Raw genomic sequence first — 18,171 nt, forward strand, 5'->3', positions numbered from 1 at the left:
CCTTGGGCCTGCAAGGGCGCTGAATCCCAAAGCGAGGATCTTGAGCTTAGAGTAAAGTAAGGTGTCTGGTAGTCGCTGGCTTGGTGTCCATGAGCCTAGAATAATCTGGCAGTAAGGTGAGGATTTCTCGTGTGGACCCTGTTTTTTGTCGCCTACCTCCTGACGGTTGTCCTGCTGTATCTACCAGGTTTTCTCGTCTTGCTGGCGACGCGGCTCCCTCGCATAGAGGCGCTGTGCCTTGGGCCCCTTATCAGCCTGTCCTTTTATGGCGTCTGGTGCACCTCGCTCGCGTCGCTTGGCATTCAAGCCTCCGTGTCCACAGTGGCCTTGCCACTTCTTCTGGTTGGTGCGGGCGCATGGCTCATGTCCCGGGGCGTGCACAAGGATCGCGCCACGGGGATCGCGCCGGGGCGGCGCTCGTCTTGGTCCAAGATGCTTTATGGTTCGGATTGGTGCGCCCTGGTGGCCTATGTGGCCTTTGGCGTGGTGGCCGTCGCAATTGTCTTTGTGGGAAACCTCGACGGGCCCGCGTCGTTTCTTCAGGAATATGACAACGGAGCCCATCTGGGAGAGGCCAGGAGCTTTCTGAGCAGCGGTAACTACTCCCCCTTCAGCCCGTCCCCCTATCCCCAGGTGCCTGCAGATCAAACCATGTCGCCCTTCGTCATGGGGGGAGGCTTCTACCCCGCGCTGTGGCACGCTCTTGTGGCTCTTGTCGCGGGAACTCTGGGGGCACCGCTTACGCTTGCCGTCAACGCGACTAATGCGGCGCTCGTGGGTACCGTATTCCCTGTGAGCACGTTTTTATTGCTGCGCCGTCTTTTTGGGGCCCAGAGGCACAGCGCCCTCTGGGCCGGGGCCATGGTCACGCTCGCGTTTACGACGTTTCCCTGGGACTTCCTCTCCTTTGGACCGCTCTATCCCAACCTTCTGGGAAACGTCATCCTCTTTCTGCCAACCGTTTGCTTCATGAGGATGTTTGAGGATGGCCTGGGTGCAGGTGGGAGGATGGGTTGGGGGACGCTCTTTTTTGTGGGGTGCGTTGCGCTCGTCCTCTCGCATTCCGGCGCCGTCTTCACCATGGCGGTGCTTCTTGCCCCCTTTTGCGTGTGGCAGGGATACAGGCTCTCGAGGGCGGCCGGTAGGTCACCCGCGTTTTCTTGTGGGCTCGCGTGTACGGTTGCTCTTGGGGTGGCCTTCATCTGGTGCGTGTGCTACAAGCTTCCGTTCCTGCGCTCGGTGGTGTTGTTCAACTGGCCGGCTACCGTTTCGATCCCTCAAGCTGTGGCCGACGCCCTCTCGCTCGCCTTCTTTGAGCACACGGCGCAGCCAGTGCTTGCCTTCTTGGTTCTTGCGGGGGCCGCCTCGCTGACGCGTAAGGCGGGCGCGAGGTGGCTCGTGGCCCCCTTTGGGTTCTCCTGCGTGAGCTTCGTCGTCGCGATGAGCTCGGAGGGTCTGATCAAGCGCCTGCTCGCGGGCTTTTGGTATACGGATCCCCATCGTCTGGCAGCCAACGCGGCACTTATGGCCATTCCCCTTGCGGCCTGGGGGATGTCGGTTGTGTTCGAATGGGCTGCAAGACCCCTAGAGCGGCGCTCACTCGCGAGGCCAGCCGAGCTGGACCCATCTCTTAGGCCCTGTTCCCTTGCGCTCGTCGCAGCTCTCAGTGCCGCCATCTTTTTGCCCAGCTACGAACTGGGGGACCACCTCAGCGTCCAGACGTCATTTGGCTCCCAGGAGGAGCGCATCAATGCCCAGAATGACACGAGCGCTCCAAACGTACTGAGCTCCGACGAGATCGCTTTCTCGCAGGAGGCGCTTTTGGCTGTTCCCGAAGGGTCCCTTATCCTCAATTCGCCCAATGACGGCAGCGCCTTTCTCTATGGACTGTACGGCGCCAACGTGTACTACCGTAGGTTCGACTTGCCCTCAAACGAGCGCTCCGAATCTGCAGACAGCCGCCTCATGAGGGAATCGCTCGACAAGTTCGCAATGGACCAATCCGTGCAAGACGCCGTGGAGAGGTCAGGGGCAACCTATCTGCTCTTGCTGGACCAAGGGGAGGAAGCATCAGACGCACGGCGCCACTTCTGGTCGTACTATCCAGAGCAATGGCTTGGCTTCGAGTCCGTTAGCGACGAGACACCAGGGTTTACCGTGGTGCTCGCGAGGGGAGACATGAGGCTCTATAGGATTGGTCTCTGATAATATAGCTGCGGCTCAGGTGCCAACGTGGAATACGTGAGTATTGGGGAGGGGCATGCACGAGCAGAGCGATAAACTCAAAAGGATTGCGCTAAGGGGCGGGGGCTGTGTCCTTGCAGCCATTCTTCTTGAAATGGGGACTATTTTTGGATCCCCCGCATCAGATATTTTGAATCCTGATGATTGGTCAAAGCGCCGGATTATTTTCTTTGCGCTGCTGTCCCTGGGTGTTAGCGTAATTTACCGGCTCCTTTTGGAAGCTGGGGATACAAAGGTCTTGCATAAGGAAGACCCATTACTTCGACGGGAGCTAGTCAAAAGACTGAGCGCGGCCGTAGCTGGAGTTGCGGGAGCTCTTGGTCTTTTTGTTGTGGTACAGAGGGCCTTCTATCAGGGCGTGGATCTAAGGCCCACGCTTTTCGTGGTTGCCCTGTTTGTAAGCGTGACCCTTCTTTTTCTGAATCGTAAGAGATGCTTCCAAAAAATTGAGCTTGCCTTTCTTTACATTGCTCTGCCCTTTGGGTTGATTTTTTGCATTTGCATGCCAGTAATTGCTGAGATTAGCTGGGATGGTCAGATTCATTTTGACAAAGCGCAGGCTCTCTCATATGTGCAGGGCGCTCAATACACCGGTGCGGATGGCATTATGACTCAAGCTGACGCAGTGGTAAAACTCAACCTGCTAAAGAGCGGCGATATAGCAGCAGTATGGAACCCCAAACAAGATTACTCCTCGGTGGTGTCCGCTAACGAAGCGCTGCTGGAGAGTGAGCGTACAGAGCCAATCGTGAGGACACAGGGGACGGAAACACTTGGGGGGAGTTCTTATCTCACTCCCTCGGGTGTGGGATACATTCCCAATGCCATAGGGCTCTGGTTGGCGAGGCTTATCCATCTTCCCAGCCTTGGACAATACTTTTTTGGCAGGTTGGGTAATCTCCTGTTCTATTGTGCAGTTTTCTATTGTGCGATAAAGCAGCTAAGGGGCGGAAAGCTCATTGTGCTGTCTATAGCGCTCTTGCCAACTCCTTTTCTGATGGCATGCAACTTCGCCTACGATCCCTGGTGCTTTGCACTCATCACGTATTCTTTTTCCAAGTATGTATCCTTAATCCAGAGTAAGGATCCCGCTGGTTTCTCGGATATTTCCAAAATGCTTCTCGCGTTTTTTCTGGGCGCACTTGTAAAGGCAGTCCTCTTCCCTCTCGCCCTTATTTTCATGACACTTCCCTTGCGCAAGACGAGCATGCGGTGGTATCACCTCTCCGTCGTCTTGACTGCCCTGACCTTGCTCGGGTCGTTCTTAGTTCCCCTCGTTATAGGCGGAGCTGGTGGGGGAGATGTACGCGGAGGTTCGGATGTGAACTCTGCCCTGCAGATTGCGCATGTGCTTTCCAGTCCCCTGGATTATGCGGAGATGGTCGTGAGCTTCACAATCCTTCGCTTTTTGCCTGCTAGCACCGAGGGGTCGATGAATATGTTCGTTGGATTCCCCTATCTGCTCGCAGCTTCTTCATACTATCTGGTGGCGCCCATTTGTGAGATGGGCCTGCTGCTTTTTGTAACGCTCTACGATAGGGAAGGGGAAGATGCAGCATATGCCACGGTGAGGATCAAGATTGCCGTGGCAATAGGCGTTGCTTGTGCATATCTGCTGATAGTTTCGGCGCTCTATGTCTCCTTTACGCCTGTTGCCCTGTCGACGATTAATGGGGTCCAGTCGCGCTATGCGCTTCCTCTCCTTGCCCCCCTTCTGCTTGTGGGCTTATGCAGTCGTCGAACCTGTAGATTTAAACAAAATAAAAGAGCGTTCACCTCTATTGTGCTTGGGACTGAAGTGGCTACGTTCGCCGCAACCTTTATAGTTATGTTCTAATAGCTCCCACGCTCGTCCGGATTGGGATGACGCTGCTTTGGCGGGGGTTCTGCTTTCGTTCCGGACGAGCGCTTGTATGGAGGCAGTGAGTCCTTCCAATACTTCACTAGATCTGGTAGTACCAGCTTCCCGGTTCTCCCTTGGTGAAATTGGGATTGAAGTAGGGATCTCCCTCTACGAAGTACCGTGCCCATCGGTAGTTGAGGTACGAGACCTCGCGGTGGAAGCGCACCTTCTTCTCCACGTTGTTCTCATCGCCCCGCGAGAGGGACTCGTAGTGGTAGAGCTCCACCTCCGGGGTATACACGACGAGCCTCTCGGCATCTCTGACCTTGAGGCAGTAGTCGACGTCGTTAAAGGCCACCTGCAGTTCCTCGGTGTACCCCCCTGCCTCGTCAAAGACGCTTCGTTTGGTCATCATGCAGGCTGCCGTGACCGCGCTCAGCTCCCTCTGGGCGTCAAGGAGGGCGAAGTAGCCCCAGTTGTTGCGCGGAAGTGCATGTCCGAGCATTCCTGCGGCAGAGGAGCTGATGGTGAGCCCGGCATGTTGGATGGTGCTGTCGCGGTAGAGCAGGCGTACGCCCACTATGCCCACGTCTTCGCGGGAGCAGAGGCCGAGCATGACCTCAATCCAGTCCGGGGTTATGACCTCGGTGTCGTTGTTAAGTAGGAGCAGGTATTCCCCTCGAGCCTTCTGCACCCCAAAGTTCATGAGCTTGGAGAAATTAAACTCACCGGGCCAGTGTTCGACTCTTATCTTGTCGGGATGTTCCTGCTGGATGCGCTCATAGTAGGAGAAGGTCTCGGGAATCTCGCTGTTGTTCTCTATGACGACGATCTCATAGTTCTCATAGGTAGACGTGGAGAGAATGGACTGCAGGCAGACATCGAGAACGTCCGTGTAATCCTTTGAGGGAATGATAATGGAGACGAGGGGGCGCTCTTCGGGAACGTCATAGATGACGCGATAGGTGAAGGGACGACGGGACGGGGAGACCTTGGCGCGCAGTCCCATCCGGCCAAGGTGGGCTTGGACGGCCCTGATGCCCGCCTTGGTCGCATAGGACTTGCTCCCGGCATTCTCGGCCGTCGATCCCTTTGTCATACGCCAGTGGTAGAGGACCTTGGGCACGTGGTGCACGTGACGGGCCTTCTCGACGGCTTGAAGAACCATGTTGTGGTCCTGAGCACCATCGAACTCAGGTCTGTTGGGCTCGAGCGTTTCTAGCAGGGATCTGCGAATGGTCATGAGGTGGCAGATGTAGTTGTTGTTCCTGAGGAGGTCTATATCAAAGTCGGGCTTGAAGAAGGGCTGCGTGTACGTTCCGTCAGGCAATAGCTTGTCCTCGTCGCAGTAGAGCACATCCGTGTCCCTGCGCTCATTGAGGGCATGAGCGTACTCGAAGAGGATGTCGGGCTCCAGGACGTCGTCATGGTCGAAGAAACAGACGAAGTCACCTGTTACCACCTCGATTCCCCTATTGGTGTTCTCGGAGATGCCGAGGTTCTGCTCGAGCGTGACAAGGCGGATGCGCTCGTCCGACTCTACACGCGTTCGTACCTCGGTTGAGAGCTTCTCGTCCTCGGGGCTGGCGTTCACGAGTACGAGTTCCCAGCTCTGATAGCTCTGGAAGAGGACTGATTCGACCATCTCATTAAAGAGCCTTAGCGGAGTCTTGAAAAGGGGAACCACGATGCTAAAGCGCGGGCTGTCGCGAAGCTCGATTCTTGACTCCTTGGCAATGGTGCCTATGCTCGCCTTCTTCTGGGCAAACCACCAATTGTAGTCGGGGTTGAACTGAGCACTCTCGGTGTGCTTTCTGGTGGTGTCCCTCAGCTCCCTGAGGACGGGGCGATCCAGCACCTCGAAGCTGGAGAAGGCGGGATGATTCTCGTCGGTTATGTCAAAGACGAGGCGCTGGAGAATCGCTGGAACGCGAATAGAAAACTGCAGCTCGCGACGATGCTTTGTATCGGAAAAGGGCACCTTTACGCATGCGTCACCCATAATGATGGGGTTGACGGGAATTTGCTCAAGGGTCGACGTGAGACACCGCAGAGACGCCTTGTTGTCGGTGCGATACGGCTCGCGCAGCATGCCCCGCAAGATGAAGTCTGGCCCGTCTTCGATGCAGTCCCAGAACTCCATGGTGGCGCTGTCATACATGTCGACGCGATCGAAATCGCGGATTTCCTCGCAGAGCGACTTGCGCAGTCGATAGTTGAGGCGTGACTCCCACTTTGCCGCAGAGAAGGATAGTGCGTAGGACTGAGATGAGAGAATGGAGCCTGCCTCGCCCTCCTCGCTTAGGGTCACCTGGCAGCTTCTGGTGTCGAGCATGGGGAAGGCGGCCACGAACTGACGGCTCTCGTGCTCTTGGAATGAGGGAACCTCATGAATGGAGCAAGGAACCGCTGCCGTGCCGCTCGTCTGGGCCTTGATTGACACGCTGCGGGAGTCGGGTAGATCGTGTGCCTCAAAGCGAACGAAAACCTTGCCGCTTCCTCTGCAGGTTCCGCTTGCTACTAGTCTCATGTGCCTTCCTTCAATGGAGAAGATGCGTCCAAGCAATGATAGCGACCTCGGGGAGTTTCCTAGAATCCTACGTGAAATACGTAGAAACCCTAAGAGAACCTTGTGGCTCTGTGGCGTAGAAAGGCTCCCTTTATGATGCGGGGAACATATGTGAACACAAGACCCACCTTGAGGGAGGTTGATCCAGTGACCTTGCGAAAGGCGCTTCTTAGGTCGTCTGTCTGCGCCTCGAGCGAGATGACCTTAGCCTCAAGCTGAGCAACCTTTGTTTGTTGCCTCAGGATGGCCTGACGATGACTTTGTTCAAGGTTTTCGAGATGGGAGCGATAGGCACAGAGAAGCTCAGACCACATGGTAGCGTTGAGCGAGCTGCTCGGGGCTGGGCGATAGGGTTCGAGAGAGCTGACAAAGCAAGAGTGCCAGAAGCCCTCGTAGTCGTAGGAAATGATGCCTTCCACGAAGGCTCTTCCCGCCGTTCCCAGGCCACGGGCGTACGTCTTGTCCGTGAGGATGCGGGCAAGCGCATTGGCAGCCGCTTCGGAATCTCCTTGGGCAACCCTGACGACTCCTTTATTTCCCGCAACAAGCGTGAGATAGGGAAGGTCATAGATGACACAGGGGAGTCCGGTTGCGAGGGCCTCACCGAGCGCCAAAGACCAGCCCTCCCTTTCGGAGGTCAGAAGAAAGGCGTCTGCGGACTGATAGAAGGCAGCCATGTCCTGTTCTCTTTGGGGTCCACAGAAGACGATATGGTCCTCAAGGGGTGTGTCCACAAGGGCTGCCCGCATCCTGTCGGCGATTTCTTGATCTTCGGGTCCGATGAGCAGAAGCTGCGCATCGGGAACCCGTCTGACGAGTTCGAACATAATGGGAATGACGCGTTCTGGGCATTTGTCCACATGAAGACGAGCAGGCCATATGATGGTGTGCCCTTGGAGAGCCGCTGCCTCGTCGGGGGGCTCAAGGGTGATTGGGTTATTAGTTACCATCACGTTACTATTGAAGTTACTCCAGAAAAGACGGTCCATCTCGCTGAGGCAGATGATGCCGCTTGCAAGCTCGTATTGGAGGGGAATATCCGCGTACCTGGCTGGCATATCGGAGTCAAGGAAGAACATCGTGAACGAGCTCTGAATGTAAAGGAATGTTGAGATGCCTAAGCTTCTTGCGGCAATAATGTCAAAGGCAAGCGTGTCCGAGAACCAATGAGTGAACACGAGGGTATCAACCGCGTTCTCTTGCAGGGTGTCCAGTAGCCTCTTGCACCTAGGTGCATAGCCGTCCTTAGTCATTCCGACGAAGGTGGGTAGAACGATCCTCTTCACCCCCTCGGGAAGCTCAAAGTCGTCCTCTCCAGGTTTGACATTAGTGAGAAGAATGACGTTGAGCCCCATGTTAAGCCACAGGTTCGTGAGGTCACGCGTGACCCTTTCCCCGCCCCCGATTCCTAGGGCGTGAAAGAAAATGGCGACGGTTCTTATCTCTGAACGTGTCGTGCGCAGGGAGCGAGCGCTGTTTGCAATGCGTATGAGCTCACTTGGCTTATCCCAGTAGCGTTGTGCAAGGAGGGGAATAGCCGCTTCGGGAGTATGCTCGGCGAGGAGCTTATCAAAGTCGGCGGGACAGGAGATGCTCTCGCCGCCCGATCCATCCGAAACGCCTTCAGACTCTATGGAACTCATGTCACCACCAGTACGTTACTTTTACAGCAATATGCCTCTATTATGGCTCAGATGAATGCTCGGCTAAAATACTCTCGCTTGATAAATGCGACTTAAACGTAGCTTAAACACATAGGGAGTAAGAAATGGTTCTTAAAAGCAAATCGCCCGCGTCGAGTTCCTCCAAGCGTTCAGGACATGCCGTCACGCGAAGAGACGTCCTGGGTCTCATGGTGGGCGCCGGAGCCGTCATGGTGGGTGCCGTTCCCACAACGGCGGCCGCAGACGAGACGACTGAGGACACGGAAGACGAGTACGTCGCAAATAGCTGGCGCTACGAGGACGGCCAGCCCATTGATGACGTCGCGCTGATGACTCGCCTCTCACCTCAAAGCCTTACGACCGCTTGGAGCAAAGACAGCGACGGAAACTGGTGTAATAGCGTTGGTAACCCTATTCCAGGAGCCCCGCTACGTGGTATTGACGTGAGCGAGTGGCAAAAGGAGGTTGACTGGAGCTCCGCTCAGCAAGATGGAACTGACTATGTGATTATCCGCGCCGCAGCATTTGCGGGATACTCAAGCAGCGCAAAGCGGTGGGGCAAGGATTACTGCTGGGATCAGAACGCCACAGAATGCGATAGCCTCGGCATTCCCTACGGGGCCTACATCTATTCCTACGCCACGAGCGTGGAGGGCGCAGTAAAGGAGGCAGACTATATCCTTAGCCTGCTCAAGGGGCACAGCCCAACCTATCCCGTCTACCTCGACCTGGAAGACAACAGCATCTTGGGAGCCGATCTAAACGCGATTGCGAGGGCATTTTGCGAGCGCGTAGAGAGCGCGGGATATCAGGCGGGGGTCTACGCGAACCTGTACTGGTGGAACAATTACCTTACGGATACGAGCCTGAGTAACTGGACTCGTTGGGTTGCCCAGTATAACGTCACCTGCGACTATGGTGGACGCTACGACATGTGGCAGGCTACTAGCAGGGGGAGCGTCGACGGCATCAGCGGCAGCGTTGACATTAATTTTGACTTTGTTGGTCTGAGCAGTGACTATGCGAACCAAACGACATGGAGTCGCCTTTACGGTCAGGATCAGCTTGACACCATGCAGCGTATTGCCGAGACGGGCTGGTCCTCCTCAAGCTCCGTTGTCGTTGCTACGCAGGATACATTCTGGGATACGCTTTGCGCCAGCTCATTGGCGGGGTCGTTGGACTGTCCTCTTCTTCTTACTTCGTCCAGTTCGCTCTCCTCACAGGCAAGAGTGGCGCTGCAGGAGCTCGGGGCCACGACCGCCTACGTCGTGGGCGGCCCCGTTGCCGTGTCGAGCTCCGTCGACTCCCAGATACGGGCGGCGGGCTGCCCGACCGTGGAGCGCGTCTACGGGCAGGACCAGCAGGGCACCGCGCGGGCGGTGGCCGAGAAGCTCGGTAAAGACCATGCTGACACGTGCATAATCGCCACGTCATGGAAATTCCAGGATGCCCTAAGCATCTCTCCCTATGCATACGCATATAAGGTACCCATCTTCCTGTGCGACTCAGGCACAAACGCGCTTGCTGAGGCCACGCTTCAGATGATAAGAAACATGGGATTCTCGAAGGCGGTCATTGTGGGTGGTCCCGTTGCGGTTGACAGTGGGGTGGAAGTACAGCTAAAAAAGTCCGGCATTTCATCTGTTCAACGAGTGTACGGTCAAACGGAATACGAGACGAGCCAGGCCATTGCCGAGTGGGAGCTTGCGTAGGGCATGGTCAGCACCAATATGGCCGTTGCAACAGGCGTTACGTTCTATGACGCCCTTACGGGTGGAGCACTCTGCGGCAGGAACAACTCCGTCCTCGTGATCACAAGCGATACGAATCGCGTCTGTTTGACGGACTTCGTCGCATCTCAGAAAAATGAGGTGGACAAGGGGTACGTGCTGGGCGGTCCCATTGCCGTTTCTGAAGCCAGCTGGATTATCCTTCTGAGAAACTATCTGTACTAGGATTTCTTACGTAGAGACACGAGGGGGCCGAGGAAATCCTCGGCCCCCTCGCCTTAGAGAGTCAGAAGCTCAGTGGCGATTTCTAGGAAGTCGCGAGTATGAGCTTCTTCCACACCGAGGAGGAGACGGCGATATTCCCACCAAAGACGTTACCCTCTCCAATCGATGCAGCGTGCGTGCTTATGAAGCCATCGATGGCAGAGGTGTTCGCATCGCTTGCAAGTACGAGGACGGAGTTGTTCCTACCGCAGAGCGCGGACCCGGTCAGGGCATCCCAGTAGGTCTCGCCAGTGGCCACTCCCATGCCCGACGCGCTCATGCCCTCGCTCAGGGAAAACTCGGCCAGTGCGGCGCTCGTCTCATATCCCGTCTGCCCATAGACCCGCTTAACCGCGCTGCCGGTAAGGCCAAGCGAAGAGAGCTGGGCCTCGACGCTCGATGACACTGCAACGGGGCCGCCGGCAATGATGACACGGGTGTAACCGCCAGACGAGATGGCTTTGAGCGTCTCCTGGGACAAGGCGTTGGTGGACGTCTCGGCGAGGAAGATGGGCGCTCCCTTTACGTAGGAGTAAGGGCCAGAGGACAGCGCGTCCTGAAATCCGTTCGAAGTTGCGATAATGCAGGTCGAAGATCGGGCAGAGGAGAGCTTCTCGGCCACCGCCCGCGCGGTGCCCTGCTGGTCCTGCCCGTAGACGCGCTCCACGGTCGGGCAGCCCGCCGCCCGTATCTGGGAGTCGACGGAGCTCGACACGGCAACGGGGCCGCCCACGATGTAGGCGGTCGTGGCCCCGAGTCGAGCTATCTCATCTGCTGCTTCCTGAGGCAGAGAATCCTGGCTGCAAAGGAGAATCGGTGCGTCATAGGCACCGGCGAGCGACGCGGCGGAAAGGGCGTCCCAGTACGTTTCCTGCGTGGCTATGATGACCGTGGAAGATCTGGAGAACCCTGCCTGCGAGATTTCCTCCATGGTCCCAAGCTGGTCCTGGCCGTAGAGGCGCGTCCATACCTCCGAGCTCTCGGAAAGAAAGCCGAGACAGTCTGCAAGTTCGTTGCGATAGCGATTCTCCCAGCCGGCCCAATACTGCGATTGCGCGTGGTAGCGAGCCCTGACGTTATCCACCACGAAATTACAAAGGGTTGTGACAAACTGCACGTCGCTCATCGAATCGTTGACCCCTGAGTTCTTGATGAACCAGTTGCCACCGTAGTAGTATCCCTGCTTCACATAGCTGGCTCCGCCTCCAGGACCAAACAGGCTGCTCAGGCCCCAGCAGAGGCCTTTTATGCAATCAGGACGCGAGTCGATGTCGATGCCCATGGCGATCATGCTGCCCCGAACTCCCGTGGAGCCGCTGTAGTACTGGACGTAGGCCCAGTAGTTCTGGAGCTGCGAGAACTCGGTGGGATTGGCAGCATAGGCCGCGTGCCATGCCGTGTTGAGGTCATTGCCCAGCTGCGTGTAGGCACCGTTGCTGCGGGTCTCCCCCGTGACATCCCAATCGTAGTTGTCTCCGATCACCTTGAGGCAACTGTATGTCGTGGGGTTGTAGTTATAGACGGCCTCAAGAAACGATCCAAGCGTATGGCGGTTGTCGAACTGGAAGTAGCCCAGTGCGTGATAGCCATCCCCATAGCTCAGGCCCTGATCGTAGTTCTGGCCGCTTTCGTACTTGCAGTGAGAGAGCATCTCTGCGGAAAGCTCCATGGGCTCGATGCTGCTCACGGACCTTGTGGACATGAGGGACATAACCGATGGCGCACTATCCGATACGCCCATGTCAAAGAAGTCCGTCCTGTCGATTACCGTCCCGTACTGGTCCTCGATAACGTCGGCCGAGGCGGGAGAGGCCCAGAGAAAGGAACAGAGGAATGCGAGGACGGAGAACAGGATGCCCAAGGTCAAGCTTCTGCGTTTTTGTTGCATAGGGTACCTCCTGGTAAATGAAGCATCGATCCTCTCGGACGCGTCGAGAGGTCTTTTGAGAACTTGCAGCTTCGTCGAAATATGGTCTTCGTCTCGTGCGGAGTCTTCTAAAGGGTCCCCTGCGTCTACACTTCATCGCATGGGCTATCGTAGAGAGCGATACCTATACTATACGAACGCTACGCAAGAGTACACGGGAGGCTCAACCCATGAAGGGCATCATCCTGGCCGGGGGCTCCGGCACCCGGCTCTACCCGCTGACCACGGTCACGAGCAAGCAGCTGCTGCCGGTCTACGACAAGCCGATGGTCTACTACCCGCTGTCCACCCTCATGCTCGCGGGCATACGTGACATCCTGGTCATAAGCACCCCGGCCGATCTGCCCAACTTCGAGCGCCTCCTGGGCGACGGATCGGACTTCGGCATCGAGCTCTCCTACGCCGAGCAGCCCGAGCCCAACGGGCTCGCCCAGGCCTTCGTCATCGGGCGCGACTTCGTGGGCGGCGAGCCCTGCGCCCTGGTCCTGGGCGACAACATCTTCTACGGCAACGGCCTCTCGCGCCACCTCAGGCGCGCCGCCGAGGCGGCCGAGTCCTCCGGGCGCGCCACCGTCTTCGGCTACCGCGTGGACGACCCGGAGCGCTTTGGCGTCGTGGAGTTCGACGAGAGCTACAACGCCGTCTCCATCGAGGAGAAGCCAGCCCGTCCCAGGAGCAACTACGCGGTCACCGGCCTGTACTTCTACGACGCCCGCGTCTGCGACTACGCGGCCGAGGTGCGCCCCTCGGAGCGCGGCGAGTACGAGATCACCGACCTCAACCGAAGGTACCTGTCCGACGGCTCGTTGGACGTGGTCACCCTGGGGCGCGGCTACGCGTGGCTGGACACGGGGACCATGGAGTCGCTCTACGAGGCCTCCCAGTTCGTGAGGACCGTGGAGACCGCCCAGGACCTGCCGGTGAGCGTGCCCGAGGAGATTGCCTACGAGAACGGCTGGGTCTCCCGCGAGCGCCTCCTAGCCTGCGCGGAGCGCTACGGAAAGAGCAACTACGGCAGGCACCTGCGCATCGTGGCCGAGGGCGGCATCGTGCCCGACCGGTGCTACCGAGACTAGCAATCAGGAGAGGGAGAGCAGCATGGAAGAGGCCTTCGAGCCCACCAACATCATCGTGACCGGGGGCTGCGGCTTCATCGGGTCCAACTTCGTCCACCACGTGGTGCGCGAGCACCCCAAGACTCACGTGACGGTGCTCGACAAGCTCACCTACGCGGGCAACCCGGGCAACATAGCGGGGCTTCCCGCCGACCGCGTCGAGCTCGTGGTGGGCGACGTCTGCGACGCCGAGCTCCTGGGGCGCGTGGTCCCGGGCCACGACGCCATCGTGCACTTCGCGGCGGAGTCGCACAACGACAACTCGATCCTGGACCCCTCGCCCTTCGTGCGCACCAACGTCGAGGGCACCTACCAGCTGCTCGAGGCCTGCCGCGCCCACGACGTGCGCTACCACCACGTCTCGACCGACGAGGTCTACGGTGACCTCGCGCTTGACGACCCGGCACGCTTCACGCCCGAGAGCCCCTACCGTCCGTCCAGCCCGTACAGCTCCACCAAGGCCAGCTCGGACCTGCTCGTGCGCGCCTGGCACCGCACCTACGGCGTGCGCGCCACGATTTCCAACTGCTCCAACAACTACGGACCCTATCAGCACGTGGAGAAGTTCATCCCGCGCCAGGTCACCAACGTCCTATGCGGGGTCCGCCCCAAGCTCTACGGCGACGGGGCCAACGTCCGCGACTGGATCCACACCGAGGACCACTCCCGTGCGGTCTGGGAGATCCTCACGCGCGGACGGATCGGCGAGACCTACCTCATCGGCGCGGACGGGGAGCGCTCCAACCTGGACGTCCTGCGCGCCATCCTCGAGCGCATGGGCAGGTCCCCCGACGACTTCGACTGGGTGCGCGACCGCCCCGGCCACGACCGCCGCTACGCCATCGACTGGTCGAAGCTCCACGACGAGCTCGGATGGGAGCCCGTCCACACGGACTTCTCTGAGGGTCTGGACCAGACCATAGCCTGGTACGCCGACCATCGCGACTGGTGGGAGGGCGCCAAGGAGGCGACCGAGGCCAAGTACGCCAAGCAGGGGCAGTAGATGGAAGGAAGTCACGGGAGCATGTCGATGGAATTCGAGAAGGACCTCGCGGCGAAGGAGACCAACATCCCCGGCGTGCTCGTCTTCGACCTGAGCGTGCACGGGGACGCGCGCGGGTGGTTCAAGGAGAACTGGCAGCGCGAGAAGATGCGCGCGCTTGGCCTGCCGGACGTGCGCTTCGTCCAGAACAACATAAGCTTTAACGACTGCAGGGGCGTGACCCGGGGCATCCACGCCGAGCCCTGGGACAAGCTCATCTCGGTCGCCGCGGGCTCGGTTTTTGGCGCGTGGGTCGACCTCAGGCCCGGGGCGAGCTTCGGGGAGGTCCTCACCTGCACGCTCGACCCCTCCAAGGCCATCTACGTGCCGCGCGGGGTGGGCAACGCCTACCAGGCCCTGGAGGACGGAACCGCGTACACCTATCTCGTGAACGCCCACTGGTCGGCCGAGCTCAAAAGGACCTACACCTTCGTGAGCCTGGCCGACCCCGAGCTTGGCATCGAGTGGCCCATCCCCCTTGCCGAGGCCACACTGTCCGAGGCCGACCTCCACCACCCCCCGCTGGCCGAGGCCCTGCCCATGACCCCCCGGCGCACCCTCGTGACCGGCTGCAACGGCCAGCTGGGGCGCGCCGTGCGCGCGGCCGCCGAGGGGCGCGGCCTGCCCGGCTTCGACTACTGCGACATCGACACCTTCGACATGAGTGATCCCGCCGCCTACGCGGGCGTTGACTGGTCGGGTTACGGGACCGTGATCAACTGCGGCGCCTACACCGCCGTGGACCGCGCCGAGACGCCCGAGGGGCGCAGGATCTGCTGGGCGGCCAACGCCACGGGGCCGGCCCTTTTGGCCCGCACCTGCGCCGAGCATGGCGTCACGCTCGTGCACGTCTCCTCCGACTACGTCTTCGACGGGACGCGCGAGCTGCACGACGAGTCCGAGCCCCTCTCGCCGCTGTCCGTCTACGGGCAGTCCAAGGCGGCGGGCGACCTCGCCGTGGCGGGGTGCCCCACCCACTACGTGGTGCGCTCGAGCTGGGTCATAGGAGACGGTCACAACTTCGTCAAGACCATGCGTGCCCTCTCGGACCGCGTGGCCGACCCCTCGGACGCCCTCTCCGAGGTGCGCGTGGTCGATGACCAGCTGGGACGCCTCACCTTCGCCGACCAGATGGCCGAGGCCATTCTGCACCTGCTGGGCTACCGCGCGGGAGATCTGGAGCCGTCCGCGCCGGCGCCCTTCGGCACCTACGACGCCACGGGGGAGGGTGAGGTTCGCTCTTGGGCGGACGTCGCCGCGCACGTCTTCGAGCGCGTCAACGCCAACGGGTCGGCCGTGGCCCCCGTCTCCACGGCCGCCTACTACGCCGGCGCCGAGGGCCCCGTCGCCCCGCGCCCGGTCCACTCCGCCCTGGATCTCTCCAAGCTGGAGGCCACCGGCCTCACGCCGCGCGACTGGCAGGTCGAGCTGGACGAGTACCTCGACCGCCTGCTCGCGGAGTAGCCGGCGGCACCTCTCGACGCTCTTGTCGTGCACGGGTCCGAGGCATTCATCTGCTCCGGGCCCGTGCGCTATGATGAGGAGCGTCTCACCCTCGAGTAGGTTGGATCGAACGTGGTAGAAGCCCCCACAGCCCTTAGCGTCTCGGAGCCGCGCGCCGCGCGCCCGCGCATCTCCGTCCTCGTTCCCATCTGTAACGTGGAGCGCTATCTGGCCCAGTGCCTCGACTCGCTGGTCGCGCAGACGTTTGCGGACTTCGAGGTCATCTGCATCAACGACGGCTCCACGGACGACTCGCGCGCGATCATTCAGCGCTACCTCGACGCCGATGAGCGCTTCCGCGTCATCGACAAGCCCAACTCCGGCTACGGGGCCTCCATGAACCTGGGGCTCGACGCCGCGCGCGGCACCTACGTCGCCATCCTGGAGTCCGATGACTTCTACGAGCCCCAGGCCCTCCAGAAGCTGGTCGCGGCTGCCCAGGAGAACGACTCCGACGTGGTCAAGGCGGACTTCTGGCTCTTCTGGTCCGAGCCCGCACAGCGCCGCGAGCTCTTCCACATCGTGGACGCTGCGCAGGCCGGGCGCACCCTGCGGCCGCTCGAGGATCCCGCGATATTCTTCCGCAAGCCGTCCATCTGGTCGGCCCTCTACCGTCGCTCGCTTCTGGTGGAGAGGGGCATCCGCTTCCTCGAGACGCCGGGGGCGTCCTACCAGGACGCGGGTTTCAACTTCAAGGTCTGGGCCTCGGCCCAGCGTGCCACGTTCATTGCGGACCCCATCTTGTCCTACCGTCAGGACAACGAGAAGTCCTCGGTCAACTCGGCGGCCAAGGTGTTCTGCGTGTGCGACGAGTACGCCTCCATGGAGGCGTTTGTCAACGCGCGCGGCGAGGACCGGGAGGCTCTCACGGGTATCCTCGAGCGCATGAAGTTCGACAGCTACATGTGGAACTACGACCGTCTGAGCGACGATCTGCGCGAGGAGTTCATTACGCGCGCGGCGCGGGAGTTCTCCGAGGCCCTTGCCGCCGACAAGGTGGACATGGGCCTCTTCGAGCCGTGGGCCGAGGCCGACCTCAGGGCGCTCGTCGCCGATCCCGCGGAATTCGACGCCTCGCGCTCGAAGTTCACCGCCCCGGGGAAGCTCAACACGTTCAGGCACTACCTCAGCCTGGGCGGAGCGTCCCTCGTGCTCAAGGTCATGGCCTACAAGACCTTCTGCCATTCCGTTCGCAGGACCAACGAGCAGGGGGGCGCCGCGTGAGCCGCATCTCCGTGATCATCCCGGTCTACAACGTCGAGGACTACCTCGACTGGTGCCTGGGATCGCTCGAGGCGCAGACGCTCGAGGACATCGACGTCATCTGCGTCAACGACGGCTCCACGGACGGCTCCCACGACGGGCTGATCAGGTGGGCTGCGCGTGACGGGCGCATCAAGATCATCGACAAGGCCAACGGGGGCCTCTCCTCGGCCAGAAACGCCGGCATCGCGGCCGCGCGCACGGACTACGTCTGCTTCCTCGACTCCGACGACCGCTTCCATCCCACGGCCTGCGAGGAGATGGTGCGCTCGCTCGACGAGACGGGCGCGGACGTCCTGACCTTTGGGGCCACGTGCTACCCCGAGGAGGCGGGCTACCCCTGGCTCGTCGACGTCTTGAGCCCGCGCGACGCCGTCTTCGAGGGGTTCACCCCGAACATCCTCTTCAAGGAGAAGTCGCGTCCCTTCGCGTGGCGCACGGCATGTCGCACGGACTTTCTCGTGGACCACAAGATCCTCTTCGACGAGACGCTGCGCTTTGGCGAGGACCAGGTCTTCGACTTTGCCATCTACCCCCGGGCAAAGAGGACTGCTCTGAGCTCGGCCAAGCTCTACGACTACCGCGTCTCGCGCGCGGGCTCTCTCATGGACCAGCTCAAGGACGACTTTGGTGCCAAGATGCTCGAGCACGTGAAGATTCTCGACCGCATCCTCTCCGACTGGGACGAGGGCGGCTTCCTGGCACAGTATCCTGCCGAGATGGTGGCCTTCTCGATGGACTTCGCGCTCTACGACGCGATCAAGCTGGACGATACGAGCTACCGCGCTGTCGCCGAGGCGCTCACCGGGGTCCTGGGCCGCCACTGGGGCGCGGGGGAGGTCGCTCGCCTGGACCTCGCCCCGGCCACGAGGCGCATGGCCCTTGCGGCCTGCTATCGCACGGACCTGGGGAACGTGGCCAGAAAGAGGCTCGCCCTGGACTACTACGCGCAGCAGCACGGGCGCAAGGCGGCGCTCAGGCGCCTGCTCAGAGGGTAGGGGGTC

Annotated in this window: 12 protein-coding genes; 9 read left to right on the plus strand and 3 right to left on the minus strand. The window is 60.1% G+C overall.

From position 1 onward, the window contains the following. Positions 1 to 129: 129 nt before the first annotated feature. Positions 130 to 2,205 (plus strand): DUF6541 family protein, encoded by a 2,076-nt coding sequence (locus tag INP52_RS10085; RefSeq protein ID WP_332307371.1) that lies wholly within the window; start codon positions 130 to 132, stop codon positions 2,203 to 2,205. A gap of 55 nt (positions 2,206 to 2,260) precedes the next feature. Beyond that, positions 2,261 to 4,081 carry a DUF2142 domain-containing protein gene (locus tag INP52_RS04160; protein WP_194372660.1) on the plus strand — a complete coding sequence of 607 codons (1,821 nt, stop codon included), beginning with the start codon at positions 2,261 to 2,263 and terminating at the stop codon, positions 4,079 to 4,081. A 106-nt stretch (positions 4,082 to 4,187) separates the two neighbouring features. Here INP52_RS04160 and INP52_RS04165 read toward each other — a convergent pair whose 3' ends face one another. Together INP52_RS04165 and INP52_RS04170 are read right to left on the minus strand one after the other, a co-directional pair. Beyond that, positions 4,188 to 6,617, minus strand: coding sequence for a glycosyltransferase family 2 protein (locus tag INP52_RS04165; protein ID WP_194372662.1), 2,430 nt, complete (start codon positions 6,615 to 6,617; stop codon positions 4,188 to 4,190). A gap of 89 nt (positions 6,618 to 6,706) precedes the next feature. After that, complete coding sequence (locus INP52_RS04170) at positions 6,707 to 8,299, minus strand: glycosyltransferase family 4 protein (protein ID WP_194372664.1); 1,593 nt, start codon at positions 8,297 to 8,299, stop codon at positions 6,707 to 6,709. A 125-nt stretch (positions 8,300 to 8,424) separates the two neighbouring features. Here INP52_RS04170 and INP52_RS04175 point away from each other — a divergent pair, with 125 nt between their 5' ends. Together INP52_RS04175 and INP52_RS04180 are read left to right on the plus strand one after the other, a co-directional pair. Further along, the gene (locus INP52_RS04175) at positions 8,425 to 10,035 is read left to right on the plus strand and encodes a cell wall-binding repeat-containing protein (protein ID WP_194372666.1); all 1,611 of its coding nucleotides are present in this window, start codon (positions 8,425 to 8,427) and stop codon (positions 10,033 to 10,035) included. 3 nt (positions 10,036 to 10,038) lie between these two features. Then, a complete protein-coding gene (locus INP52_RS04180; protein WP_194372668.1) occupies positions 10,039 to 10,278 on the plus strand; it encodes a cell wall-binding repeat-containing protein in 240 nt (79 codons plus the stop codon). Positions 10,279 to 10,360: 82 nt separating this feature from the next. On the opposite strand, the gene INP52_RS04185 is transcribed toward INP52_RS04180, so the two are convergent. Continuing rightward, positions 10,361 to 12,178, minus strand: a complete 1,818-nt coding sequence (locus INP52_RS04185; protein WP_194372670.1) for a cell wall-binding repeat-containing protein — start codon at positions 12,176 to 12,178, stop codon at positions 10,361 to 10,363. A 236-nt stretch (positions 12,179 to 12,414) separates the two neighbouring features. On the opposite strand from INP52_RS04185, the gene rfbA reads away from it, so the two are divergent. From rfbA to INP52_RS04210, 5 genes are all read left to right on the plus strand, one after another. Further along, positions 12,415 to 13,320: a glucose-1-phosphate thymidylyltransferase RfbA gene (gene rfbA, locus INP52_RS04190; protein ID WP_194372672.1), complete on the plus strand. Its 906-nt coding sequence runs from the start codon at positions 12,415 to 12,417 to the stop codon at positions 13,318 to 13,320. A 22-nt stretch (positions 13,321 to 13,342) separates the two neighbouring features. Further along, positions 13,343 to 14,362, plus strand: a complete 1,020-nt coding sequence (rfbB, locus tag INP52_RS04195) for a dTDP-glucose 4,6-dehydratase (protein ID WP_194372674.1) — start codon at positions 13,343 to 13,345, stop codon at positions 14,360 to 14,362. A 21-nt stretch (positions 14,363 to 14,383) separates the two neighbouring features. Then, the gene (locus INP52_RS04200) at positions 14,384 to 15,865 is read left to right on the plus strand and encodes a sugar nucleotide-binding protein (protein ID WP_194372676.1); all 1,482 of its coding nucleotides are present in this window, start codon (positions 14,384 to 14,386) and stop codon (positions 15,863 to 15,865) included. Positions 15,866 to 15,976: 111 nt separating this feature from the next. Beyond that, positions 15,977 to 17,128: a glycosyltransferase family 2 protein gene (locus tag INP52_RS04205; protein ID WP_194372677.1), complete on the plus strand. Its 1,152-nt coding sequence runs from the start codon at positions 15,977 to 15,979 to the stop codon at positions 17,126 to 17,128. Beyond that, a complete protein-coding gene (locus tag INP52_RS04210; RefSeq protein WP_194372678.1) occupies positions 17,125 to 18,165 on the plus strand; it encodes a glycosyltransferase family 2 protein in 1,041 nt (346 codons plus the stop codon). Before INP52_RS04205 ends, INP52_RS04210 begins: the two co-directional genes overlap by 4 nt. Positions 18,166 to 18,171 lie beyond the last annotated feature (6 nt).

Source organism: Thermophilibacter immobilis (assembly GCF_015277515.1).
GTDB lineage: Bacteria > Actinomycetota > Coriobacteriia > Coriobacteriales > Atopobiaceae > Thermophilibacter > Thermophilibacter immobilis.